This window comes from Corynebacterium sp. HMSC036D02, from assembly GCF_001836165.1.
Lineage (GTDB): Bacteria > Actinomycetota > Actinomycetes > Mycobacteriales > Mycobacteriaceae > Corynebacterium.
In genome coordinates this window covers 124,234-149,699 of the sequence record NZ_KV827662.1, presented here as the reverse complement: position 1 = coordinate 149,699, position 25,466 = coordinate 124,234, and the positions used below count along the sequence as shown (strand labels likewise).

Sequence of the window (25,466 nt, the reverse complement as noted above, 5' to 3'; positions counted from 1 at the left end):
GGATGTTCACAACTCCATTGGCAATAAGGGTAGTGACCTGAAAACTGCAGTTTTTGGACGCATATTTGTTAAAACCGACCTCGGATGCAGCCTGCATGGCACTTCCGGCGCACGGTATCATCAACCTCCATGAGTGAAAGCGTTCGCCTGCGTCTTGACCTGGCCTATGACGGCACCGACTTCCACGGGTGGGCCCGTCAAAAGGACGGCCTGCGCACCGTGCAGCAGACCGTTGAAGAAAAGCTGAGCATGGTGTTGCGCCACCCGGTGGAGCTCACCGTGGCCGGGCGCACCGATGCGGGCGTGCATGCCAGCGGCCAAGTAGCCCACTTCGACACCACCCGCGCGGCGTTAAGCCAACGCAGCATCGACGGCGAGCCGGACAAGTTGGTTAGGCGGTTGGGTAAGCTGCTGCCTGTCGACGTCCGCGTCCACGCCTGCACCGAAGTATCGTCCGATTTCGATGCGCGCTTCTCGGCCTTAAGCCGCCACTACGTCTACCGCATTACGACGCACCCACGCGGGGCGCTTCCCACTCGTGCGCGCGATACCGCGACCTGGTTCAAGACCGTCGACCTGGATCTGATGCAGGCCGCCGCCGACCAGCTGGTGGGCCTCAATGACTTTGTGGCGTTCTGCAAGGCCAAGCCGCACGCAACTACCATTCGCGAGCTGCTCGCCTTCGAGTGGAAGGATGTCTCTACGCCTGCCGAGCCGCAGCTTTATGAGGCGCACGTGAGTGCCGATGCCTTTTGCTGGTCCATGGTGCGCTGTCTCGTAGGTTGCTGCCTGCGGGTGGGCGAAGGGTCCCGCAACGTGGAGTTCGCAGCCCAGATGCTCAAAGAAACCAGCAGGTCTTCCCAGATTCCCCTTGCTCCGGCAGCGGGTTTGAGCCTAGTCGGCGTGGACTATCCCGATGCGGACCAGTTGGCCGCGCGTGCGGAGATGACCCGCAGCCGTCGCGCTGCGGAGGATACCGAGTTGGGTTAATCTAGAACCCACTGCGCCGTGGGAGGGTGGCGCACTGATTCGGGGAGGATTCTCATGGCACGCGCGTTGCCAACGACCAAGGCCCAGGTATCGGGCCACAAGTTCCTGCTTCGTCGACTCGAGCACGGGCTGGTGTTCGGGGATATCCGCATGATTCATGATCCGCTCAAGCGGCGCCGACGAGCGCTGCTCGGTGGGGTAGCCGCAGTGGCCTTCTTGAGTCTTGGCTCGGGGCTCATCGCCTGGATGCAGCCGGACCCGCAACCCGGCGATGCACCCGTGGTGCGCTCCGCCGAGGGGCAGCTCCTGGTGCTGGTGAACGGGACGTACCATCCGGTGGCCAACCTGGCTTCGGCCAGGCTCATCGCCAACGAACCAGTCGAGCCCCAGGCTGCTGGTTCAAGCTTCCTGGAGCAGATGAACCTGGGTACCCCACTGGGAATTGCGGATGCTCCAAACCTCTTAGGTGCGGCAACGGGGGAGGAGTCAGGCTGGGCGGCCTGCCTGGAGGAATCAACTCAAGGCGAGAACTGGCAGTCCAGCAGCCGTGTTGGCACCGTGACCGTGGTGGCACATCGCAGCGTTTTAGCTTTCGATGCGGAGCACGCCGCCGTGGTGGAATCCGATAACACCCAGTGGTTGCTCACCGGCCAGGGGCGCGTCGTGTTGCCGGAGGCCACGAGCACGCAGGGCAGGGTGCTGCGCCGCGCGTTGGGGGTGACTGCAGAAACCGCTGTGTGGACCATGCCCGAGGAATTGCTCAACGCCTTCACAGAGCTGGAGCCGTTGAGCTTCCCAGCCGCGCCGCCTGAGATCCTCGACACCGGCGAGCAGCTCTGGGCGCGGACGGAACAAGGCGTTTTCTCCATCACTGATACCCAGGCGGAGATGCTCGTCGGCGTGGGCGCGCAGCGCCTGCCCGCACAGGCGCAGGAGGTGGCCGCGCTGGGCGACGTCCCACCGACCTTCAACCTGCCCACCACCCGTGTGGACTTCCTGTCTCCTGAGCAAGGCTGGTTGTGTGCCACTCACGAGCAGGGTGCTGGCACGCTGCGGCCAGTGGCGTCAACGGTGGACCTACCGGGAGATTCGCCCGCGCACCGTTTCGCTGGTCTCCAAGCTGGCGTAGGCGTGGATAGCGGGCACGGCTATCACGTGGTGTCCGCTACCGGCAGGCGCCACGAGCTGGCTGGTGCCGCGGAGCTGAGCGCACTGGGCGTGGAGGAACCGGAACAGGTGCCGTGGGAGATCCTGCGCCTGCTGCCGGAAGGCTCTACCTTAAGCCGCGCGGAGGCCTTAAAGGCTGAGCACTGAAAACCGCCACGAGGATGAGCAAACCTAAGGCCTCAAGAAGCAAACGCACCTGTGGCCAGGCCGTGTTCTCAGTCGTCGCCGTTGGTGTGACCGCAAATGAGCGCTCCCCACGGGCTTCGCTCGCGGGCCGGTAGGTCACCGCCGTGAGCGGATCAACCACCCCGTGGCCTGGCTCGGCCGAATCTACAATGCGCTGGCGCAGTTGTGCCGGGGAGTCCCCAGGGTAGCGCTGCACCAGCAACGCGAGAGTACCGCTGACCAGCGGCGCGGCAAAGGATGTGCCTTGAAAGGTAGCGTCGCCTTTTCCTGTGGCCCAGCCGCCACCGGGTTCAAGCGCAAGAGGGACGCTTCCTTCCGCGCTGAGGGGCGCGGCGATGGAGTACTCCGCGAGGTCGTGAGGCGTGGCTAAAGCGCCGACCGCGAGGACGGTATCGGACTCGGCGGGGAAGACCACGTCATCCTTTTCGCAGCCGCCAGCCGTGGCGTTTCCCGACGCCGCCACGACCACCGCCCCAGCCTCTTCCGCGCGGCGAAGCGCGGCATCCACACCAGCGCGGTCCACCCGCGCCGCGGCATCCGGCGGAACGCAGGAGACCACGGAGACGTTGATGACTTGCGCGCCCGCGTTGACGGCATCCTCGATGGCAGCGGCCAGGCTGGCTAGTGTGCCGGTGCCACCTCGTTCAGCGTCACCGTTCTCTGCTGCTTGCGCTTGGTAATGCGAGCTGGTCTGCCGGATGGAGTAGATGTCCGCATCCGGAGCCACACCGAGTTCCTTACCTGCGATGACGCCGGCCACCACCGTTCCGTGCAGGTCACAGTCCCGCAGCGGGTCTGGCTCCTCCGGGGTAACGAAGTCTGCTCCTGGTGACACGCGCAGCTGCGGGTGGGCGGCCACCCCAGTGTCGATGACCGCGACCTTCACCCCAGCACCCGTGGCGAAAGAATGCAGCCGCGACCGGTACTCTGAGTACTGCGCGGAGGGCTGTGGACCTGCCGTGGCGAGCGTGGCCTTCGCGCAGGCGGTATCCGGTTCGCGGGCGATGGCTACCGGCGCACACAGAGCACTGGTACCCCAAGCCAGGCAAACACCAAGCGCAGCGCCGACAGCGCCTATTCGGATCAGCGTTGTCATGATCCCAACCCCCGAATGAACTCGAAGAGCCCAGCCAGGTGCGCGGCGAGCGGCAAACAAGCGGCGAGCGCGAGCGCCTCGGCGCGCTCGAACCACACGATGGTGGTCGGCTCAATCTGCTGTAGTTTGCCTGCCCACACAGGCACCGAGAGCATGGCCACAACGATGAGGCCTGCGATGACGCTGAGCACCCACGTTCCCGTGGCTGGGGTAGTAAGCAGCTGCCACTCGCGCAGAGGCACGGCCACCGCGGCACCGGCCGCGGCGAGGCCATAGATTCCCAGCGCCCACGCAGCGACGGGCCGGGCGTGACGTGCCGCATGCACGATGACCGCCCCAGCGATACTCACGCACAGTGTCTGGGAAGCAACCACGGTTGTGTCCGCGTGAGCGTTGAGCGCGACGAGAAAGAGGGAAGGAACGCCCGCCAGCGTGCAGCCCACTGCTATACCTTCGTAGGCCTGCCCGGCGCGCCGGGCTTTGAGTGAGTTATCCGTGGGCTCCTCATCCGAGATGCTCAAGTCCTGCCCGGCGGTGGGCAGTTGCGGCACTCGGAGGCCAGCAAGCCGCGTGGTCAGCAGGGGAGAGGCCGCGAGCAAGACCACGGTGGCGGCGAGCAACGGGGCGGGGCCAAGCAAGCCGACGAGCACGAGTAGGCACCACGTGGCAGCACTTGCCCGAGCGCGTAATCCGCCAATACGCACCACATGGGAGAGCACCGCCACAGCGCCCACGGCCGCCGCAGCACCTACGAGTGGTGCGGCCGGAATCACGGTTCCGGCTGGGCCAGCAGCGACAGGTGCACCAGCGGACAGCGCCCCCGCCAGGCCAGCAGCCACGTGGGCAGTCGCAAGCAGGGAACCGCGTCGGGTCCACGCCGCGAGCACGAGGCCGAGGAGTGCAGCGGTGGCACAACCAATCGAGGGAGATAGCGCGGCGGCGAGCAAGGCGCCGACGGCGCTAAGCCCTGCCACGCCCCAGAACCCGGCTAGACCAGACAGCTGCGTGGTCGAGGCCTCGGCAGCGAGTGCCTCTGCGGCATCCCGCACGATGGGCGCCGGTGTTGGCGCATCTGGGCTGAGCACCAGGATGGAGCCGTCTTCCAGACTGGTGCGGTCGAGTGGCGTGGTCATCGATATGGTCTTGCCCGCCGCGGTGGTGGCGCGCCAGAGGATGGGGGCGGGAGGGACGTCGACAAGCACGAGCAATTCCCCCAGCACCTCCCCGAGGCTGGAAGAAAGCGGTAGCGATACATCTGCTTCTTTGTGGGTCTGGCCTGCATGGATGCGGACGGTGACGTGAATGGAATGCGCGAGTGCGCGAGTCATGGAATATACCTCCCCCGAGAAATTTTTCTGGGCAACCCCTTGCCCATTGCCTCACATTGTGGCTTACTAGTGGCACGCTGTCCACCGTTTCAGGAGGCGGTGGAGTACTTCGGGGGGAAGGACTTTGACATGCGCGTACCCACACGCGTCGTTGGCACTGGGGTGGCGGCCTATCGGGAGCCAGCACCACCGTTGCCGCAGGGCAGCATTGACGCCGAGGCGGTGCCGGAGGCGGCCCGCGCCCAACCCGTACCGTTGGTTCGCCTGCTCATGCCGTTGGTGATGATCGCTGCCATGCTGGGCATGGTGGCGCTCATGGTTCTCGGGGCGGGGGATGCGCGCCGGATGAGTCCCATGAGCCTCATGTTCCCGCTCATGATGCTGGCCAGCATGGCCATGATGTTTAATCCACAGGGAGGCGGGCAGGATCCGGATGAGACCCGCCGGACCTACTTGCGCCACCTTAAGGCGCTGCGGGAGGAAGCGCTGGAGCGCGGGGCGGCGCAACGCGCGCACGAAGAACACCGCAACCCTGACCCTGAGCAGCTTGGCGCGTTGATTCCGACAACGCGGCTGTGGGAACGGGACGCGGATGCCCCGGACGCCTTGGAGGTGCGGGTGGGGACGGGGCCGATGGCCCTGTGCACGCCCATTAACGTGCCGGATTCGGGCGCGGCGGAGGACCTTGATCCGGTGTGCGCGGTGAGCCTGCGCCAGACCGTGCGCGCGGTGGGAACGCTGGCGGATATGCCGGTGGTCATCCAGCTGCAAGCCTTTCCCGTCGTCGGTCTGGCCGGTGAAGACGCCGCTGGGATGGCCCGTGCCCTGCTTTTACACCTGGCGGTGCTGCATGGCCCGGAGACCGTGGGCATTGAGTATCACGGTGCGGAATGGGAATGGTTGAAGTGGCTGCCGCATTCCAGGGATCCTGACCAGGCGCAGTTTCGCATCTGCGTCATGACGGAGAAACAAGGGCATAGCGGTGGTGAATTGCGCAGGGACGCGCTGGGGGATAGCCCCACAACCACCATCGCCGTGGGCGTAACACCTCATTCGCCGCTGGGCCGCCTCGCCGAGGAGGGAGGCATCTACCTGCGGGCGGAAGGTACGCTCTCCGTGGTTACTGCCGCGGGCGAGGAGGAGCTGGGAAGCTGCGCGCTTGTCGACGTCCCCACGGCCCTCCTCCTTGCCCGCACCCTCGCGCCCTATCACCGCCCGTTCGGCGGTGATGTCACGTCCACGCCTCGGCACGGTCGCAATGCGGATTTGCCCTCGTTGCTGGGATTCCGGGATGTGGATGCGCTCCAAGCCTCCGGCATGTGGCAGGGGCGCAGCCCTGCTGAGCGGCTGTGCGTGCCCATCGGTGTCGATGAGTCCGGGCACGCGCTGATGCTTGACTTAAAGGAGTCCGCCCAGGGCGGGATGGGACCGCATGGTCTATGCATTGGTGCCACGGGCAGCGGAAAATCGGAATTACTTCGCACGCTTGTCGTAGCCCTGGCCGCCACGCACAGCCCGGAGGAACTCAACCTCGTGCTCGTTGACTTCAAAGGTGGCGCCACCTTCTTGGGCTGTGAGGAACTGCCACATACCTCCGCCGTGATTACCAACCTGGAAGAAGAATCCACCCTGGTGGAGCGCATGTACGATGCCATCTCTGGCGAGATGAACCGCCGCCAGGAGCTGCTGCGCAAGGCAGGAAATTTTGCCAACGTCGGCGAATTCAACGCCTCCGCTGCTGCGGTGGCGGAGCACGGGCCGCTGCCGGCGCTGGTCATTGTGGTGGATGAGTTTTCTGAGCTGTTGGGGCAGCACCCGGACTTCGCAGAGCTCTTCGTTGCGGTGGGAAGGCTCGGCCGCTCGCTGCACGTGCACCTGCTGCTGGCCTCCCAGCGCTTGGAGGAAGGGCGCTTGCGGGGATTGGACTCGCACCTGTCTTATCGCATTGGGTTAAAGACTTTCTCCGCCGGGGAATCCCGCCAGGTCCTCGGCGTTCCCGATGCTTATCACCTCCCTGCCCAGCCGGGAGCCGGCTACCTCAAAACGGATGCCGATGCCCCCACGCGTTTTCAGGCTTCTTATGTTTCTGGCCCGGTCACGCGCCGGGTGGTTCGTGACGAAGCTGCTGCAACTACGCGGCGCTCCGCACGCGTCGAGCTCTTTACCGGGCACAGCGCGGCGGAGGAGGAGCTTGACTTTGCGGAGCTCGTGGACTCCTCGAGCACGCTCCTGGACACTGTGGTGGCTGGCGCCCGGGAGGAAGCTGCCCGGCGCGGCCAGTCGGCGCGGCGGATTTGGCTGCCGCCCTTGCCACCCGTGGTGGAGTTATCCAGCGTTGCTGCTCTGCGCACGGATCCGTCCGGCGCGGATGGCGGGCTGCGCGCGGAGGTGGGGCTTATTGATCGTCCCTATCACCAGCGCCAAGACCCGCTGACCGTGGATTTCACGACGGGCGGCGGGCACCTCGCATTGTGCGGCGGACCGCAGTCAGGCAAGTCGATGGCGCTGCGCAGTATCGCGTCCGGGATGGCCCTGTGGCATTCGCCAGACCAGGTGCGCTTTTATGTCATCGACTTGGGCGGTGGGCAGCTGCGGGTGCTGGACCGCCTGCCCCACGTGGCCGGGGTGGCCGGCCGCGAAGAACCGGAAAAGGTGCGGCGCATCGTCGATGAAGTCGCCGGCCTCGTGCGCCGCCCGGAAGCTCGCCACACCTTCTTGATCGTGGACGGCTGGCACCACATCGGCACCTCCGGGGCAGACTTTGAGGACTTAGCCGAGCCGATTACCCAGCTGGTCGCTGACGGTGCCTCCGCCCGCGTTCACGTCTTGATTGCGGCGGCGCGGTGGACCAGCCTGCGGCCATCGATTCGGGATCTCATCGCGGCCCGCCTTGAGCTGCGCTTGGGAGAAGCCATGGACTCCCTTATCGACCGCAAGGCGCAGCAGAAGCTGCCGGCCGCACCCGGGCGAGGGATCACTCTGGTGGGGGAGAACCTCCTTTTTGCAGCGACATCACCGCAGGATATCGCTCATATCTGCGGCGTGCATGCAGACGCCGAACCGGTCCCACCGCTGAAGATGCTACCCGCTGTGCTCACCGAATTGCCCGAGCCAGAAGAGGGCTCGTCATCAGGTGGGGTGGCCTGGGGAATCGGCGGGCCGGACCTCGAGGTCCTTGACTGGGATCCGGGCGTCCAGCCTCACCTCGTGTGCATCGGCTCCCAGGGCTCCGGCAAATCGCACTTTCTCAGCGTGATTCTCGCCGGGATCAGCCAGCTGAGCCGGGAGGAAGCCCGCCTGGTGGTCATCGATGAGCGCCGCGCGCATTTGGGGACGCTGGATGAGGAGATGGTGGCGGCCTATGGGGCGTCGGCAAGCGCGGCCACCCAAGCCATTCTCGATACGGTGCGCACCCTGGAGCAGCGACTCCCCGGCCCCGACGTCACCCCTGCCCAGCTGGCCGCTCGGAACTGGTGGGAGGGCCCGGATATTTACCTTGTCATCGATGACCTCGACTTGGTCAGTGAGATAGCGCTGGCACCTCTGCTGGAGCTCCTCCCGCACGCCCGCGACGTGGGGCTGCACCTGGTGCTCGCGCGCAAAGCCGGCGGCATCGGTCGCGCGATGTTCGGGCAGTTCCTCTCGGCGGTGCGGGACTTGCAGCCGGCGCTGCTGCTTCTCGACGCCGACCGTGACGAAGGCACCATCTTCGGCATCAAACCAACGGCATTGCCGCCCGGCCGCGGCCAATGGGTCGTCCGCGGCATATCCCAAGGCTTGGCGCAGGTCTATGTGCCAAGCGCCGATAGTTCACACAATTCACCACAGATCGCAGACAACAAGGGAGAGAACCAATGACCGCGACGCATGCACTGCGAACCCCGACAACTGTACCCGAGACCACGCTCGTTATTACGGTGCTCGATGCCGCCACGATTTATGAAGGCCCAGAGACGATCTATCGCTATGACCTGCCCGGCACCGGAATCGCCGAAGGCTGGGCGCTGGAGGCCGTCCTCGACCAAGCCGAAAAGGTCTGCGGGGCGGAATGGCCGGATGTCAGCGTTGAGGTGGTGGCGGATCCCTCCGGAACGGAGATCAGTGTCGAGGCCGTGAGTATCCTGCGCCGTCAGCTTGCCGGCGCGGGCGCGACCGTGCAGGAACCAGAACCATCGCCGCCGCCCGTGTCTGTTGCGGCTAGTGCTGTACCGTCTTCTTCCCGTTTGGCCGTGGGCGCGCAGCACGAGGACCTTGAGGACGCGGCGACTGCCGAGCGGCCCCGGACTGCCCGGCGCGGGCGGTCGCACCGTGCGGCGGAATCCCGTTGGTCTGCGCTGTTGGGAGGTGTCGATCCCTTCTACATCGCCATCGCGGTCATGGTGCTCGTGGTGGCCGGGGTGTCCTGGTGGGCGGTGGGCCGCAAAGATACGGCTGTGGCAGCGTCGACTCCTGATCAGACAGCTGAAAGAGCATCCGCCGCCCCCGGCACTTCGGGCACGGCCCCGAGTCCTGACAAGGAGGCGCAGCCCGAGGGCTCTGCTGAGGAGGCCGGTTCTCAGGAATCCGGAAGCAGGCAGCTGCGACCCGGTCAGCAGGCCATCGACGTGGAGGGAATGTCTCTGGTGCTTCCTCAAGGATTCCGCACCAGCGTGGAGGATGGTCTGGTCACCGCTGCCGGTGAAGACCCTAACCTGCGCATCCTCCTGGCTGCTGATCCACTTTTCAATGTGCCTGTCGACGTTTTGTTCACAGAGATTAAAGAGCAGATCGAATCCGATCCTGGCCTCCGTGATCCGGTAGAGGAGTCTGGACGGCTGACATATACCGAGGACCCCGGCGACGGCTCCCGGGTGACGTGGATGATGTGGGAAGACAAGGGCCATCAAATGTCCGTGGGCTGTCACACCAAGTTTGAGCCCAACGTCGTGCAGAAGGCTGCCTGCCGAATGGCGGCAGAATCGCTGGTCAAGAAGGACTAAGCGGGAAAGCTCTGCGAATCTCAAAGAATCTGAAACTTAGCGGGAACCGATGAGCCACTAGCTCAGTCCAATAAGGGTGAGAAGGACACAGGGTGCTTCTCGGGGGAAAGAAACACACACCAATCCCTAGGAATAAGGGATACGCCCCAAGGTAGGGAACAAGAAAGAAAGAGAAGGACATGACTCAAACGTTCCGCACAGAAGCCGACGTAATGGTGGCCACCGCTGGCCGCGTCGACTCCACCAACGACGAGGTACAGGGGGAGCTCACCCGTCTGCAGGGCGTTGTGGACTCCGTCCGTGGCAGCTGGGCAGGCCGCGCGCAGGTTTCCTTTGACAACCTGATGCAGCGCTATAACTCCTCCGCGCAGCAGCTGCGTGAGGCACTGACCGCCATCAGCGAGAACATCAGGGACAATGCCCGCAACTTTGATTCGGTCGAGGCTGATAACGCCCAGTCTTTCGAGAACGTTGGCGGCGCGGGCTTGGCCCTGTAAGTACTAGCTGCTTTCACTGACTACTGCACACGCTGAACCACGCACGAACACAGAAGAAAAGGAACACGCAATGTCTGGAATCAAGTATCAGTTTGGCGCCATCGCCGGTGCCGCCGCCGACATCAACTCCACCTCCGGCCGCATCAACGGGCTTCTCGGTGACCTCAAGTCCACCCTGCAGCCGATGGTTTCGACGTGGGAGGGAGATTCCGCTGCGGCATACAACGCAGCGCAGGCGAAGTGGGATAAGGCGGCCGCTGAGCTCAACACGGTGTTGGCAACCATCTCCACCACGGTCTCCCAGGGCAATGACAATATGAGCGACGTCAACCGCCGCGCTGCCGCCAGCTGGGGTTAAACCTCACCGGCTGTGAGCCTTGAGCTGGGTGCGCGGACACTTTCTGCCTGACCATTCACCACCATGAGCAGTGAGCGGGAGAAAGGCGCGGAGGCTAGGGGAGGGGCGCAGAGAATGGAAGGGCTGGACGCGCCACCTTGACCCACACCACCCTCCGCCCACTCAGTACAAGGCGCCGGTATCGCTTCTCATCAACGTATCTGTCTCGAACCCCCACCCCGAATTAGCCGGGATGGAGGCGTTGATGAGGGGCGATATCGGCGTTTTGGGTTTTCAAACTGCTACGTACTAAAGTGAAACACCTATGTGTCCGCACCCTTATTGACGTGGGTGCGCGCGTGCTGCAGGTCTCCACCGGCCGCTGTATGTACCGCGTAGGGGCTTACATAGCGATGGCCGGCAGTTCCGAGACAGACTTTCAAGGAGTCATTTTGTCTACTTTCCACCCGAAGAGCGGTGACATCACCCGCAAGTGGTACGTCATCGACGCTACCGACGTGGTTCTGGGCAAGCTCGCTTCCACCGTGGCTGACATGCTGCGTGGCAAGCACAAGCCCCAGTACGCACCGAACGTTGATTGCGGCGACCACATCATCATCCTGAATGCGGACAAGATCCACATTTCCTCCAACAAGCGCGAGCGCGAGATGCGCTACCGCCACTCCGGTTACCCGGGTGGCCTGAAGTCCATGACCCTTGGTCAGTCCCTGGACGCCAACCCGGTCCGCGTTATCGAGGAAGCTGTAAAGGGCATGATGCCGCACAACAAGCTTTCCAACGCCTCCATCAAGAAGCTGCACGTTTTCGTGGGCGAGGAGCACCCGTACGCCGGCCAGAAGCCGGAAACCTTTGAGTTTAAGCAGGTGGCACAGTAATGACCGAGCAGAACATCGACAACAATGTAGCCGACGCTGCCGACATCGCTGCAGCAACCGCCGCTACCGAGGAGTTCACCAACACCATCGGTGACTCCCTGGCAACCGATACCGAGGCTGAGGTTGAGACCGCTGCCCCGGCTATCCACGAGGGCCCGATCCAGACCGTTGGTCGCCGTAAGCGCGCCATCGCTCGCGTTCGCCTCGTTGCTGGTTCCGGCAACATCTCCGTCAACGGCCGCGCCTTTGACGAGTACTTCCCGAACAAGCTGCACCAGCAGGACATCCTGCTGCCGCTGACCATCCTCGAGCGCGAGGGTCAGTTCGACATCAAGGTCACCGTCAACGGTGGTGGCCCGACCGGTCAGGCCGGCGCCCTGCGTCTGGCTATCGCCCGCGCACTGAACATCTACAACCCGGCTGACCGCCCGGCCCTGAAGAAGGCCGGCCTGCTCACCCGCGATGCTCGTGCCGTGGAGCGCAAGAAGGCTGGTCTGCACAAGGCACGTCGTGCCCCGCAGTACTCCAAGCGTTAATCTTCGCTTACTGCATTTTCCGAAAGCCGCTGCTTCCCTTTCGTGGAGGCGGCGGCTTTTGCCATGCATGGCAGGGGCGGGGCGTGTTTCCTGCCATGTTGCGGGGTATAACCAAGTAGCAAAGGTGGACTGATCTGCGCCAAACAACGGGGAGCGGGCATAATGAACAACTATGACTCGACTTTTTGGAACCGATGGAGTTCGCGGCCTCGCGAACAAGAAGCTCACACCGATTCTCGCGCTGCGCTTGGGCCAGGCGGCGGCGGAAGTTCTTACTTCAGACCGTGAATCTTATGAGCGTCGCCCGCTCGCGATTATCGGGCGCGACCCGCGTGTGTCGGGCGAGATGCTGGATGCGGCGATTGCCTCAGGCTTGGCGTCGCGAGGCGTCGACGTCGTGCGCGTCGGCGTGCTGCCCACTCCGGCCATCGCGTTCCTTACCGATGACTTTGGGGCAGATCTCGGCGTGATGATCTCCGCCTCTCACAACCCGATGCCGGACAACGGCATCAAGTTCTTCTCCGCGGGAGGCAAGAAGCTGCCGGATGAGGTAGAGGATCGTATCCAGGCCGCCATGGACAACCTCACCGAAGACGGTCCGACTGCCACCAAGATTGGCCGCATTATCTCGGAGGCTCCCGACGGTCGCGAGCGCTACCTGAAGCACTTGGCAGAGGTCGTTACTACGGATCTCAGCGGCATCAAAGTGGTCGTTGACACCGCTAATGGCGCTGCCTCGAAGGTTGCACCGCAGGCCTATGAGGCTGCGGGCGCTGAGGTCGTGGCCATTCACAACAAGCCCAATGCTTTCAACATCAATGAGGATTGCGGTTCGACGCACATTGAGAAGACTCAGGAGGCCGTCGTCGAGCACGGCGCCGATCTGGGCCTAGCGCACGATGGTGACGCTGACCGCTGCCTGGCCGTGGATGCAGAGGGCAACGTCGTGGACGGTGACCAGATCATGGCAATCCTCGCCGTGGGCATGAAGGAGGAAAACGATCTCCGCTTCAACACCCTGGTGGCCACCGTGATGTCGAACCTGGGCCTGAAGCTGGCGATGCAGGAGCAGGGCATCGAGGTCAAGGAAACCGCCGTGGGTGACCGCTACGTGCTGGAAGAACTCAACCGCGGTGACTTCTCCCTGGGTGGCGAGCAGTCCGGCCACGTGGTGCTGCCGGATGATTGCACCACTGGTGATGGCACGCTGACCGGCTTGTCCATTATGGCGCGCATGGCCAAGTCCGGAAAGTCCCTCAAGGAGCTGGCCTCCGTGATGACGGTGCTGCCGCAAGTACTCATTAACGTTCCAGTGTCCGACAAGGCCGTCATTCTTAACGCCCCTGAGGTCAAGGAAGCTATCTCTGCTGCCGAAACGGAGCTCGGTGATACGGGCCGCGTTCTGCTGCGCCCGTCTGGCACGGAGGAGCTCTTCCGCGTCATGGTAGAGGCTGCTGAAAAGGAGCAGGCGCGCAAGGTCGCAGGCAAGCTTGCGGCCGTCGTCGCTGCAGTTTAGTTCTACTCACTTCATCACAACCCCAGGCTTCTGGCCTGGGGTTTCGCATTTTTGTGGGGTGGCGTGGGAACCGGAGGGGATGTTTCTCAGTCCAATAAAAGCAGGAATCACTGTTTGTTGTGGACGAGAAGGAGGGCGCACATGCCCGACGTATTTTTTGATGAGGATGAAGCCACGCGGCTTCTCGACGCCGTCGTGGACCAAACCCGTGCCCAAAGTGACGCGCACCGCGGGGATAGGCCGAATTTTCCCCAGTCATCAGCGGGCCGGGATTTTGGCGGGCATGGTGCGCAGATTCAGGCGCTATTGAGCCGGCTCCATGAGCGTGGTGCGTGGCGGTTGGAGAACATATCGGCCACAGCGGATGCCGCGCGCGAACAACTGCGTGCTTTCGGGGACGTGGACCGCGGCCTCGCCGGGCAACTCGGTGACCAGGAAGCAGGGGTGAATTGATGTCCACGATGGTCAAGTCACTCTTGGGTGATTATTCACAAGCGGTGTCCCAGTTCCAGGCGGCAAGCCGAGGAGGCTATTCCGGGCCCAGCACGCCCATTGGCTTGTTGGGGGACATGGTGGGGTCGGTCGATGGGATTAACCCAGGCGACTTGGTTACGAACACTGCGTCGGCGATGGGTGCTCGCCGCCCAGGGCGCGGTGGTAACGGGTTGCGGGAATTCCTTCTCGGTACGGTTCTATCGCTGGCCGGGGGAGCGATCATGGATCATTTGCGCGGCGTGCAAGACGATTTCGACAAGGAAAGGGACGAAGCCGATGATTTGGTGGAATCCGCGCAGCAGTGTTCGGATGCCATCGAAGACGTCGTTGATGTTTCTGATTCCGCGGTGGCAGAGCTTATCTCTGCTGTGATTCCACTGATTAACATTTTGACCATGCTGTTGCAGCGGCACCCTCTGGGAAAGGTCATCATCCCGGTGATATCGCGCATTGGTGGGGAGCTTATCGATCAGACGAATGACACCATCACTCAAACGTGCCGGGACCGCGATACCGCCATTGAGAATTGCTATGACGAGTTTGAACGGCGCTGCACCGAGGTGTGCGAGCGGGAGCTGCCGGAAACCCCGCCAGAGCCCGAATGCGGCTGTGAGGAGAAGCGGAAAGAGTGCCCGCAACCTGAGCCTGAACCTTGTGCACCGGCCCAGCCGTCACCAGCTCCGGCCCCGTCCACACCGGCTCAGCCCACACAGCCAGCTCAGCCAACCCAGCCTCCGTCGCCGGTTGCACCGCAGCAGCCTGCAGAGCCGAAACCAGAGACACCGGTGGCACCACCAGAAAAGCCAGAGCCCACCCAGCCTGCTGCGGTGCCTGAAAAAGAGTGCCCACCGACTGAAGAGAAGCCACAGCCGGCGAAGCCGACTGAGCCGCACAGTGTGCCGACTGAACCTGCTTCGACTACACCAGAAGAGGAGCACACGCCGTGCCGCTGTAATGCAGAAAAGGAAGCACCGTCGTGTGACTGCAAAGAGCACCAGCGTGAAGTAGGAACCACGAAGCCTGCCGATGCGGGGGTGGAGGTTCCCACCGAGCCTGTCCAACAGGAAGTGATTGACTGCCCTGAAGAGCCAGTAGGAGGCGAGGACTGTGAGGAGCCAGAGCAGCCACCAGTTGCGGGAGAATGTGAGTGCAAGCCTGAAGAATCCTGCTGTGGAAGCTTAGGCCTGCTTGGCGTGGGGGTGGCCATTCTGGGGCTGGGGCTTTTGGCTGAGGCCGCTGTGGACTTCGTGGAAAACCTTCCGGAGCCGGAGCCTCTACCAGAGCCTGTGCCTGAGCCAGAACCGCAGCCGGAGCCAGACCCCTGCCCACCGCCCGCGCCAGAGCCTGCTCCTAACAACGGTGTTACGCCGCCCCCTCCAGAGCTGAACAACGTTCCTGAGCCGGAAGCACCACCGGAGAAGCTCGCTCACATGCAGGCAGCGGAAGCGCCGGCGCCACAACCGGCCCCGGCACCAGCACCTGCACCTGAGGCAGTACCAGGTCCGGCCGCTGAGGCTGAGGCCACGCCAGAAATGCCCCCGCAAGAAAGTTCAGAATCCTCCTCCGTACACGCACGAAAGGCAGGGCAGTGGTAATGCCGCACAATGATTTCGATGAGTTCGCGCGCGGATTTCGCGAGCGCACAGCTGCACGGTTGCTGGAGTTTGAGAAGGCCATGGCTAAAGCACAAGATGAGCTGGAAAAATCTGCGCAGCGTGCAGCCCAAGCCCAAACGCACGCGGAGACGCAGCGGCGGAACCCTGCTTCTAGGAGCGGGGCGCACAGTCAAAGTCAGGGGCAGGGGCGAGGCCGCCCGCGCGGCCAAGTGCAATCAGTACTCAGGCGCGGGTGACACGGAAGCCGGGAAACTTCTCTGTGCGCCAGCAACCCCAGGTGTTACTGTGGCGTGAGTAGCCGCTGCACGTATCAAGCAAGGTTTGGGAGAAGACCGCATGACAGTTCCTTGGCTTTATGACGTCTTGTGGGGTGTTCTTCCTATGCTGTACCTCTTGGTGGCTTTTATCGTGCTTGGCATTGAGATTAAATGCGACAGAGATATGGCCCACATAAAGCTGTGGACGGCCGCGCAGCTGCTTCTGCCGGGCATTGCACTTATTGCCTGGCTTTTCATTGAGGTTCCTCGGCTAAAACGACTAAAGCAGGACGGATAACTGATCGTCCTGCTGTCGTCGAGGCCTAGTTGCACCCTGTGGTGCTACCTGGTTGAAACGCTTCCTTGTCGTGCTAGAAACCTGCGCGTTTGGTGAGGTCCTCGCCGACGAAGCTCTCGACGCCCTTGGCGGAGGCGTCGGCAGCCGCAAAGGCGTCATACTTGGATTCGCCAGCCAGGGTGGACAGCAAGAAGCCGGTGACTAGGCCGCGGGCGGTCTCGACGGCGGAACCCTGGAAGAAGCCGGAGCCAAGCGCCAACTTGAAGAATTTATCCTCGCTGAAACCGGACTGCGTGCCCTTTGCAATTTCTCGGTAAGCCACCGGGCCGCCCCAAGCATTGGCCAGCTTCGCGGGATTACCGGCGCGGAAGATATCATCCTGGCCTGCGCCAATAACGAGGCCGTGGGCCTGAACAGCGTGCGCCGCCTGGACCGCGGATGGGGAGGTATCGGCGGGGTAGAGGGCCGCGACGGCGCGGACCTTAGGGTTATCTACGGCAGCCAGGGTGGCTACGCCGCCGCCCATGCCGTGGCCAAAGACACCCAGTTTGGAAGGGGACACCGAAATCTTTCCGGCGCCCAGCCGGACACCAGCGGCAATCTGCAAAGCCGATTCGAGGTCGGCAGCCAAGTTGCGGTGCTTGGCAAAGACACCCGTCTCCGTATCAGGAGCAACCACCACGATGCCCCAGCTGGCCAGGTGACGCAGGGTGGCGTGGTAGTTCTTGATGCTCTTCGTCCAGTCGTGGGCAAATGCCACGGCGGGAAGACCCTTGCCCTCAACCGGGGTGTACACCTTGCCCTCTAGGCCTGCATAAGACAGGTCCCCGACGAGGACGCGGTGCGGGCCGCGCTTGGACAACGTACCGAGATGCTTCTTCAAATTCGCAGACACGCTTTACAGAATAGAGCAAAGAATGCCCGCACAGGTGGAATGCGTCGTCGCTTGGGTGAATCAAGCTATGTGAAAAGCACTCAAGGTAATAGGATCAGAAACTGAAACTCTCCAATCGTGCGCGGGCCTCATGCGCGCGCACCCAGCCACAAGTAAAGGAAGATGCGCATGGCTGAGACACAACAAAACAAGGGCGGTGCACGAGTCGCTGTCCAAAAGTTCGGAACGTTCCTTTCTTCGATGATCATGCCGAACATCGGCGCCTTCATCGCGTGGGGAATTTTGACTGCTCTCTTCATTCCGGACGGGTTCTTCCCGAATGAAAAGATCAACACAATGGTTGGCCCAATGGTGACCTACCTGCTGCCGATTCTCATCGCATTCACCGGCGGCAAGCTCGTACACGGCGTGCGCGGAGGCGTCGTCGGCGCCATCGTCACGATGGGTGTCATTATGGGAACGTCAGCACCGGAGTGGATCGGTGAGGACGGTCATGCGTCGCCGATGTTCCTTGGCGCGATGATTTGTGGTCCTCTGGCTGCATGGCTTTTCAAGAAGCTTGAGTCACTGTGGAACGGCAAGGTTCGACCCGGTTTCGAAATGCTCGTCGATAACTTCTCTCTGGGCATCTTTGGTTTCGCCGGAGCTATTGCCTCCATGTACCTCCTGACTCCCGTGATGAACCTGATCATGGACTTGGCAGGTCGAGCGGTTGAGTTCCTCATTACGCACAACCTGTTGTGGTTGACCTCGGCATTGATTGAACCTGCGAAGGTGTTCTTCCTGAACAACGCCATTAATCATGGCGTGCTCACTCCGCTCGCAACGGATCAGGCGTCACAAGCCGGCAAGTCGGTTCTTTACCTGCTGGAAGCAAACCCAGGTCCTGGCCTAGGTATCCTGCTCGCTTTTATGGTGTTTGGTGCCGGTTCTGCCCGCGCGACCGCTCCGGGCGCGGCATTGATTCACTTCTTCGGTGGTATTCACGAGATTTACTTCCCCTACGTTCTGATGCGCCCGCAGTTGCTTCTTGCAGCCATCGGCGGCGGCATGACGGGTGTTGCGATTAACACCATCATGGATGTGGGGCTTCGTTCTCCGGCGGCACCGGGGTCCATTCTTGCCATTTACGGCACGGTTGCCTCTGATTCCTACTTGGGCGTGACCATCGCTGTGGCGGCCTCGACTGCAGTCTCGTTCGCTATCGCTGCGCCGATTCTGAAATTCACCAAGGGTGAGGATGACCTCGACAAGGCTACGGCAGACATGGAGGCTATGAAGGGTAAGAAGTCGTCGGTTGCAGGAGCCCTGACTGCAAAGTCTGCTGAGAATGCTCCAGAGATTCGGAATGTGGTCTTTGCTTGCGATGCCGGCATGGGCTCTTCCGCAATGGGCGCTTCGGTGCTTCGGAACAAGATCAAGGAAGCCGGTTTCGGCGATGTCGTTACCGTAACCAACTCGGCGATCAACAATCTCAAGGATGATTATCAGCTGGTCGTTGTTCATCAGGATTTGGCAGAACGCGCCAAGCCAGCTACTCCTTCGGCAATCCATGTTGCCGTGGACAACTTCATGGCATCGCCTCGCTACGACGAAGTCGTGGACCTTATCCGCAAACAGCAATCGGGTGCCACCGCAGCGGCAACTGAAACCGAGATGGCACGAACGATCGCGTCCGAGTCCTCTGAGTCCGCCGGTGAAGAAGTTCTGAGCCTGGACACTATCGTGCTCGATGGACACGCAGCTGACCGGGAAGACGCAATCAACCAAGCTGGTGCATTGCTCGTCTCTGCCGGCGCAGTTGACCAAGCCTATGTGGACGCGATGCATGAGCGTGAGAAGTCCGTGTCCACCTTTATGGGAAATGGCCTCGCCATCCCGCATGGCACCAATGAAGCCAAGGACTCCATCAAGAAGTCCGCTGTTTCCTTCATCCGACTCGATGAGCCCGTAGACTGGGGCGGCAAGCCCGCTACCTTCATCGTTGGTATTGCTGGTGCTGATGGTTCCCACCTCAAGACGCTGGCCAAAATTGCCAAGATCTTCGGCAAAGCTGACACCGTGGAGCAGCTGGAAAACGCCGCGACGAAGGAAGAAATCCTCACTATTTTTGAGAAGGTGAACAAGTAATGACGACCAAGAAAGCACTGCACTTTGGAGCAGGAAATATCGGTCGAGGATTTGTCGGCATCATCTTGCACGAGGCAGGTTATGAACTAGCCTTTGCAGATGTTGCTGCCCCTCTTATCGATTCCCTCAATGAGCTTGAGTCGTACACAGTGCACGAGGTGGGAACCGGCGCTCGCGATGTCCACGTCACTGATTTCTCGGGAGTTAACTCCGCTGAGGACCTTGAAGGCCTTTACTCAGAGATCGTGGATGCCGATCTCATCACGACTGCCGTTGGGCCTACCGTGCTACAGCTCATTGCTCCTTCTATCGCTGAGGGCCTGAAGCGTCGAGCAGCAGCAGGCAAAGGCAAGGTCGCGGTCATGGCTTGTGAGAACGCGATCAACGCTACGGACGGGCTCAGCGCGGCCATTCGAGAGGCTTACCCCGAGGCTGATGAGATTGCATTCTTTCCCAACACAGCAGTTGACCGCATCGTGCCGAACCAGGAGCGTCGCACAGGCAGCGAAGCGCTCGACGTAGTCGTCGAAACCTACCATGAGTGGGCAGTGGAATCCGGGCCATTTAAAGCTGCAGGTCTTGAGATTCCAGAGATCTCAGGAATCACGTGGGTGGATGACCTTGCGCCCTACATTACGCGCAAGCTGTTCACCGTCAACACCGGACATGCTGCGACTGCTTACTTCGGAAAGCAAGCAGGAATTTCTACCATTGCGGAAGCATTGGCGCAGAAAGAAATCCAGGACAAGGTCGCCGCGGTTCTGGCTGAAACCAAGCAACTCATCGTTGAAAAGTTTGACTTTGATCCCGAGGTTCAGCAGGCCTATGTAGAGAAGATTCTGACACGTTTCCAGAACCCTGAGCTGCCCGATACCACCGACCGCGTTGGGCGTGCCCCGCTGCGTAAGATTTCGCGCAATGAACGTTTCATCGGCCCAGCCGCCGAACTGGCAGAACGCGGCCACGGGGTAAAAGCTCTCGTCGAAGCAGTGTCGGCCGCGCTGGCATTTGATGTGCCCGAAGATCCCGAATCGGTGGAGTTGCGCAAGCGTCTAAAGGAAGTTGCAGGTAACCAAGAGGCTACAAATAAGCTGGTTACTGAGCTGACCGGAATTGCCCCGGAGCACCCTCTCTTTGCAGCTTTGTCCCAAGTATTTGCACGTGAATCGGTGAGGTAGGCTCAATAAATATGTGTGGAATTGTTGGATATGTAGGTCCCGTTTCTGGAGACCATGATTACTACGCCCTAGACGTTGTGCTGGAGGGCCTGCGCCGACTGGAGTATCGCGGCTATGACTCAGCAGGCGTCGCAATGTACGCCGATGGCGAGATTGGCTGGCGCAAGAAGGCCGGAAAGGTCGCTGCGCTGGAAGCTGAAATCGCTGCGCGTCCGCTGAAGGATTCCGTCCTGGGCATCGGCCACACCCGCTGGGCTACTCACGGTGGCCCGACCGATCTGAACGCCCACCCGCACGTGGTGGATGGCGGCAAGCTCGCCGTCGTGCACAACGGCATTATTGAGAACTTCGCTGAGCTCAAGAGCGAGCTGGAGGGCAAGGGACACAACTTCGTGTCCGAGACCGACACCGAGGTAGCCGCCACCCTTCTGGCAGATGTGTTCCACAATGAGGCCGGCGGTGACCTCACCAAGGCCATGCAACTGACCGGTAAGCGCCTGGAGGGCGCGTTCACCCTCTTGGCTATTCACACCGAGCAGGCGGACCGCATCGTGGCTGCGCGCCGCGATTCGCCGCTGGTCATCGGACTGGGTGAGGGAGAGAACTTCCTGGGTTCGGACGTCTCCGGCTTCATCGACTACACCAAGTCCGCCGTGGAGATGGACAACGACCAGGTCGTGACCATCACCGCGGATGACATCGAAATCACCGACTATGAGGGCAACCCCGCCCAGGGCAAGCCTTTCGAGATCAAGTGGGATGCCGCCGCTGCCGAAAAGGGTGGCTTCAACTCCTTCATGGAGAAGGAAATCCACGACCAGCCGGCAGCCGTGCGCGATACGCTGCTGGGCCGCCTCGACGAGACCGGCAACCTGATCCTCGATGAGATCCGCATCGATGAGTCGGTGCTGAAGTCCATCGATAAGATCATTGTCATCGCCTGCGGCACTGCCGCCTACGCTGGACACGTCGCACGCTACGCCATCGAGCACTGGTGCCGCATCCCCTGTGAGGTGGAGCTGGCCCACGAATTCCGCTACCGCGATCCGATCGTTAACGAAAAGACCTTGGTTGTGGCCCTGTCCCAGTCGGGCGAGACCATGGATACGCTTATGGCAGTGCGCCACGCCCGCCAGCAGGGCGCCAAGGTGATTGCCATCTGCAACACCCAGGGTTCCTCCATCCCGCGCGAGTCCGACGCCGCCTTGTACACCCACGCCGGACCGGAGATCGCTGTGGCCTCCACCAAGGCCTTCCTGGCGCAGATCACCGCGACCTACCTGCTGGGCCTCTACCTGGCACGTCTGCGCGGCAACATGTTCTCCGATGAGGTCAACTCCGTCCTCGAGGATCTGCGTGATATGCCCGATAAGGTTCAGGCAATCATCGACAACGAGCAGCAGGTCTATGACCTGGCCAATGCCATGGAGAACGCCAAGTCGGTGCTCTTTCTGGGCCGCCACGTCGGCTTCCCGGTTGCGCTGGAGGGCGCGCTCAAGCTCAAGGAGATTGCCTACCTGCACGCGGAGGGCTTCGCCGCCGGTGAGCTCAAGCACGGCCCCATCGCGCTGATTGAGGAAGGCCAGCCGGTCTTCGTCATCGTGCCTTCCCCGCGTGGCCGCGATTCCCTGCATGCCAAGGTCGTCTCCAACATCCAGGAGATCCGTGCCCGCGGTGCCATCACCATCGTCATCGCGGAGGAGGGCGACGAGGCCGTCGAGGCCTACGCCAACCACATCATCCGCATCCCGCAGGCGCCGACCCTGATGCAGCCGCTGCTGGCTACTGTTCCGCTGCAGATTTTCGCCTGCGGTGTAGCCACCGCCAAGGGCTACGACGTGGACCAGCCGCGCAACCTGGCGAAGTCGGTGACCGTCGAATAGCGCGGTAACACCAAGTGGCACAATAGTGGGCATGTTGAAAACCACCGTTGACCTCAACGCTATTGCCCACAATGTTGCCCGCGTGAAGGAGGCGGTGGCCCCGGCCCGCCTCATGTGCGTGGTCAAGGCGGATGCCTATGGCCACGGCATCGAGCGCTGCGCCCCGGTGATGGCGCAAGCTGGGGCGGATGCCTTCGGGGTGGCCACCTTGGCTGAGGCGGTGGCCTTGCGGAAGGTGATTGATACTCTCCCCATCGCTGCCTGGCTGTGGGAGCCGACGGAGGACCTCGCCCCAGCCCTTGCCGCTGAGATCCAGATCGGCATCCCTTCGCTGGCGCACGCCCGAGCACTCATCGCCGCCGAGACCCCCACCGAAGTCTTCGTGATGGTGGAGACGGGGATGCACCGATCGGGCGTCGACAAGCATGCGTGGGAGGAGACCTTTCGCCTGCTTGCCGACGCCCCCCACATCACCGTCCTAGGCCTCATGTCCCACTTTGCTTGTGCGGACGAGCCGGAGCACCCGCACAATGATCATCAGGAATCGGAGTTCCGCCAGGCCCTAGCACTCGCCCGTGAGGTGGGGCTGGAGTGTCCGCTGAACCACCTGGCGAACTCGCCCGCGGCGTTGACGCGCCCCTCGGCTCGTTTTGAGCAGGTGCGCGTCGGACTGGCCCTGTATGGGCTTGAACCAGTCGCTGGGCTCGACCATGGGCTGGAGCCTGCCATGACGTGGGAGGCGTCCGTCGTCGCAGTGAAGCCGATTTCGGCGGGGGAGTCCACCTGCTACGGACTGACCTGGACCGCGGAGAGTGAGCGCGAGCTCGCCACCGTCAGCGTGGGTTATGCCGATGGCCTGCCGCGTGCCTTTCAGGGGGCGCTCCAGGTAGGCATTGGTGGTGAGCTCTACCCGCAGGTGGGACGGGTCTGTATGGACCAGATTGTCGTCGACCTCGGCTCTAACCCCCACGGAGTGCGTGCCGGGGACACCGCCGTTATCTTCGGGCGCGGCGGTATGAGCGCCACAGAATTGGCTGAGGCAACCGGGACCATCAACTATGAAGTGGTGTGCCGCCCCACAGGGCGCACCGAGCGTACATACCGCGAAGGAGCTAGCGATGCGCAGTGATTTTCCACACGAAGGACGCCGCGAGGCAGCCACACCGGAGCACGCCCAGGCCCTCGGCGAGGAGTTAGGTGCGGCTCTGGAGGCCGGGGACCTGGTTATCCTCGACGGCCCTTTAGGTGCCGGGAAAACCACCTTTACGCAGGGCATTGCCCGGGGAATGCAGGTGAAGGGGCGGGTGACGTCGCCGACCTTTGTCATCGCCCGCGAGCACCCTTCCCGCGTAGGCGGGCCGACGTTGGTGCACGTGGATGCCTACCGCCTCCTTGATCATTCTGAGGATCCGTTGGGGGAGCTGGACAGTCTAGACTTGGACACCGAAATAGAGGATGCTGTCGTCGTCGCCGAGTGGGGCGGGGGCTTCATGGAGCGGCTTTCTGACGCGTATCTTGCTGTGAGAATCAACCGCGATTCGGATGATGACGTCCGCGTATTTACATGGAAATGGGTGAATTAACGTGCTGGCTTTTCTTGCTGAACAGCCCCTGCTGACGCTCTTTCTGATCATGGCGGTGGGACTGGCCGTGGGCAAGATCAATGTCTTCGGCATCTCGCTCGGCGCCGCCGCCGCGATGTTCGTGGCCCTGGGACTGTCCGCTGCCAACCCAGACATCGTGGTCCCGGCCTTCGTGTATCAATTTGGCCTGGCCATCTTCGTCTACGTCATCGGCCTGAACTTCGGCCGCAGCTTCTTCGAAGATTTCCGCCGGCGAGGATGGAAGATGTCCATGGTGGTCATCGTCTTCTTCTTCCTTCTCGCGGGGCTGACAACCCTGGCGATGCGCATGTTTGACCTGGACCCGGCGATTAGCGTCGGCACGCTCGCGGGCTCGCTAAGCTCGACGCCGGGTATGGCAGCGGTCGTCGAAGCCCTGGGCGGCGACAGCACCCCGGTGGTGGGCTATTCCTTGGCTTACCCTGGCTGCATCATCGGAACCATTCTGGTGGCCGCCATCGGCGCGAAGATGCTGCGCGTGAACCACGTTGAGGACGCCCGCGCCGAGGGCATGATTGCGGAGCCGCTGGAGTGGCGGGCAGTGCGCCTGACTCGCGACTTCGACGCAACGGTAGGGGAGCTGCAGGAGGTGACTGGCGAGCGCGTCATCGCTACCCGCCACGTCAACAATCCGCACAACCACAACCTGGCCTATCCGGAGCTGCCGCTGCGCGCGGGTATGGAGCTCTTGCTCAACGGCACGGCACCAGCGCTTGATAGCGCGATCTCCCAGCTCGGTGAGGAGATCCACCTCAACCTCCACGAGGAGGATGGCCTGGTCTACCGCCGCCTGACCGTGTCCAGCCCACGCGTTGCGGGCTACCAGCTCAAGGACTTGGACACGGTCAAGGAGGGCTTCCTCATCGCGCGCGTGCGCCGCGGTGACTCGGATGTCGTGCCGAACGAGGAAACCGTCCTGCATTACTCGGACCGCGTGCGCGTTATCACCGCGCCGGGCAGGCTTGACGACGTCCGCCGTTTCCTCGGCGACTCCGAAGCCAAACTCGGCAACGTCGATCTCTTTCCCTTTGCTCTTGGCCTCTTCATTGGTCTGCTCTTCGGCGCTATCCCGATTCCGCTGCCAGGTGGCACGACGCTCTCCTTCGGCTTCGGCGGCGGCCCCATCGTCGTCGGCCTCATCCTGGGTGCGCTGGGCCGCTCGGGCCCGATTAACTGGCAGCTTCCTTTCCACGCCAAGCAGACAATCTCCACGCTGGGCCTGACCTTGTTCTTGGCGGGCGTGGGTACGTCGGCAGGCGGCCAGTTCCGTGATGCGCTGTCGGATCCGACCTCCCTGAAGTACATGGGCGTGGGCATTGTGCTGTCGCTGGTTTCCGCCATCGGCATCGTCGCGGTATCGATGCTGGTGCTGCGCCTGAAGTTTGATGAGTCGATGGGCATCGCCGCGGGTATGACCACGAACCCGGCGATCATGGCCTACCTCAACCCCCAGACCGGAACCCAGCTGGCAGAGCGCGGCTATGCCACCGTGTACCCTACGGCGATGATCGGCAAGATCCTCATGTGCCAGGTCCTGGCACTGCTGATCGTTTGATCCCTTTTC

21 protein-coding genes are annotated in these 25,466 nt (G+C 62.3%); 18 read left to right on the top strand and 3 right to left on the bottom strand.

What is annotated here, in order from left to right; genetic code table 11:
* The first annotated feature begins 129 nt into the window (after positions 1–129).
* Together truA and eccB are read left to right on the top strand one after the other, a co-directional pair.
* Complete coding sequence (gene truA, locus HMPREF2743_RS04055; protein WP_070527841.1) at positions 130–990, top strand: tRNA pseudouridine(38-40) synthase TruA; 861 nt, start codon at positions 130–132, stop codon at positions 988–990.
* A gap of 54 nt (positions 991–1,044) precedes the next feature.
* Positions 1,045–2,304: a type VII secretion protein EccB gene (gene eccB / locus HMPREF2743_RS04050; RefSeq protein WP_070818209.1), complete on the top strand. Its 1,260-nt coding sequence runs from the start codon at positions 1,045–1,047 to the stop codon at positions 2,302–2,304.
* On the opposite strand, the gene HMPREF2743_RS04045 is transcribed toward eccB, so the two are convergent.
* Positions 2,264–3,439, bottom strand: a complete 1,176-nt coding sequence (locus HMPREF2743_RS04045; protein WP_070818208.1) for a S8 family serine peptidase — start codon at positions 3,437–3,439, stop codon at positions 2,264–2,266. The genes eccB and HMPREF2743_RS04045 overlap by 41 nt on opposite strands.
* Positions 3,436–4,767 carry a type VII secretion integral membrane protein EccD gene (gene eccD / locus HMPREF2743_RS04040; protein WP_070527849.1) on the bottom strand — a complete coding sequence of 444 codons (1,332 nt, stop codon included), beginning with the start codon at positions 4,765–4,767 and terminating at the stop codon, positions 3,436–3,438. Before eccD ends, HMPREF2743_RS04045 begins: the two co-directional genes overlap by 4 nt.
* 129 nt (positions 4,768–4,896) lie before the next feature.
* On the opposite strand from eccD, the gene eccCa reads away from it, so the two are divergent.
* The 10 genes from eccCa to HMPREF2743_RS03985 all read left to right on the top strand — a co-directional run bounded on the left by eccCa (position 4,897) and on the right by HMPREF2743_RS03985 (position 16,194).
* Entirely contained in the window at positions 4,897–8,625 is a 3,729-nt protein-coding gene (gene eccCa / locus HMPREF2743_RS04035; RefSeq protein ID WP_246818772.1) for a type VII secretion protein EccCa, read from the top strand.
* Positions 8,622–9,746: a type VII secretion-associated protein gene (locus HMPREF2743_RS04030; RefSeq protein ID WP_070745598.1), complete on the top strand. Its 1,125-nt coding sequence runs from the start codon at positions 8,622–8,624 to the stop codon at positions 9,744–9,746. Before eccCa ends, HMPREF2743_RS04030 begins: the two co-directional genes overlap by 4 nt.
* 179 nt (positions 9,747–9,925) lie before the next feature.
* Complete coding sequence (locus HMPREF2743_RS04025) at positions 9,926–10,243, top strand: WXG100 family type VII secretion target (RefSeq protein WP_010189512.1); 318 nt, start codon at positions 9,926–9,928, stop codon at positions 10,241–10,243.
* A gap of 70 nt (positions 10,244–10,313) precedes the next feature.
* Positions 10,314–10,601, top strand: coding sequence for a WXG100 family type VII secretion target (locus tag HMPREF2743_RS04020; RefSeq protein ID WP_010189507.1), 288 nt, complete (start codon positions 10,314–10,316; stop codon positions 10,599–10,601).
* A 431-nt stretch (positions 10,602–11,032) separates the two neighbouring features.
* A complete protein-coding gene (rplM, locus tag HMPREF2743_RS04015; RefSeq protein ID WP_010189505.1) occupies positions 11,033–11,476 on the top strand; it encodes a 50S ribosomal protein L13 in 444 nt (147 codons plus the stop codon).
* Complete coding sequence (rpsI, locus tag HMPREF2743_RS04010) at positions 11,476–12,012, top strand: 30S ribosomal protein S9 (RefSeq protein ID WP_010189504.1); 537 nt, start codon at positions 11,476–11,478, stop codon at positions 12,010–12,012. The genes rplM and rpsI overlap by 1 nt, the downstream gene beginning before the upstream one ends.
* Positions 12,013–12,184: 172 nt before the next feature.
* Positions 12,185–13,528 (top strand): phosphoglucosamine mutase, encoded by a 1,344-nt coding sequence (glmM, locus tag HMPREF2743_RS04005; RefSeq protein ID WP_070527858.1) that lies wholly within the window; start codon positions 12,185–12,187, stop codon positions 13,526–13,528.
* A gap of 141 nt (positions 13,529–13,669) precedes the next feature.
* On the top strand, positions 13,670–13,981 hold the full coding sequence (locus HMPREF2743_RS04000; protein WP_070527861.1) for a hypothetical protein: 312 nt from the start codon (positions 13,670–13,672) through the stop codon (positions 13,979–13,981).
* The gene (locus HMPREF2743_RS03995; RefSeq protein WP_070818207.1) at positions 13,981–15,618 is read left to right on the top strand and encodes a zinc metalloprotease; all 1,638 of its coding nucleotides are present in this window, start codon (positions 13,981–13,983) and stop codon (positions 15,616–15,618) included. The genes HMPREF2743_RS04000 and HMPREF2743_RS03995 overlap by 1 nt, the downstream gene beginning before the upstream one ends.
* A 357-nt stretch (positions 15,619–15,975) precedes the next feature.
* The gene (locus HMPREF2743_RS03985; protein WP_070527870.1) at positions 15,976–16,194 is read left to right on the top strand and encodes a hypothetical protein; all 219 of its coding nucleotides are present in this window, start codon (positions 15,976–15,978) and stop codon (positions 16,192–16,194) included.
* Between the two features lie 73 nt (positions 16,195–16,267).
* Here HMPREF2743_RS03985 and HMPREF2743_RS03980 read toward each other — a convergent pair whose 3' ends face one another.
* A complete protein-coding gene (locus tag HMPREF2743_RS03980) occupies positions 16,268–17,089 on the bottom strand; it encodes a dienelactone hydrolase family protein (protein ID WP_070527873.1) in 822 nt (273 codons plus the stop codon).
* A gap of 168 nt (positions 17,090–17,257) precedes the next feature.
* Between HMPREF2743_RS03980 and HMPREF2743_RS03975 the strand changes: the two genes are divergently transcribed.
* The 6 genes from HMPREF2743_RS03975 to HMPREF2743_RS03950 are packed head-to-tail and all read left to right on the top strand — an operon-like array spanning position 17,258 to position 25,457.
* The gene (locus HMPREF2743_RS03975; RefSeq protein WP_210383645.1) at positions 17,258–19,219 is read left to right on the top strand and encodes a PTS mannitol transporter subunit IICBA; all 1,962 of its coding nucleotides are present in this window, start codon (positions 17,258–17,260) and stop codon (positions 19,217–19,219) included.
* A complete protein-coding gene (locus HMPREF2743_RS03970) occupies positions 19,219–20,397 on the top strand; it encodes a mannitol-1-phosphate 5-dehydrogenase (RefSeq protein WP_070527880.1) in 1,179 nt (392 codons plus the stop codon). The genes HMPREF2743_RS03975 and HMPREF2743_RS03970 overlap by 1 nt, the downstream gene beginning before the upstream one ends.
* Before the next feature lie 11 nt (positions 20,398–20,408).
* Positions 20,409–22,280, top strand: coding sequence for a glutamine--fructose-6-phosphate transaminase (isomerizing) (glmS, locus tag HMPREF2743_RS03965; protein ID WP_070527883.1), 1,872 nt, complete (start codon positions 20,409–20,411; stop codon positions 22,278–22,280).
* Between the two features lie 31 nt (positions 22,281–22,311).
* The gene (alr, locus tag HMPREF2743_RS03960) at positions 22,312–23,409 is read left to right on the top strand and encodes an alanine racemase (RefSeq protein ID WP_198531333.1); all 1,098 of its coding nucleotides are present in this window, start codon (positions 22,312–22,314) and stop codon (positions 23,407–23,409) included.
* A complete protein-coding gene (gene tsaE, locus HMPREF2743_RS03955) occupies positions 23,399–23,863 on the top strand; it encodes a tRNA (adenosine(37)-N6)-threonylcarbamoyltransferase complex ATPase subunit type 1 TsaE (protein ID WP_070517432.1) in 465 nt (154 codons plus the stop codon). The genes alr and tsaE overlap by 11 nt, the downstream gene beginning before the upstream one ends.
* 1 nt (position 23,864) lies before the next feature.
* Complete coding sequence (locus tag HMPREF2743_RS03950) at positions 23,865–25,457, top strand: aspartate:alanine exchanger family transporter (RefSeq protein ID WP_070517434.1); 1,593 nt, start codon at positions 23,865–23,867, stop codon at positions 25,455–25,457.
* Positions 25,458–25,466 lie beyond the last annotated feature (9 nt).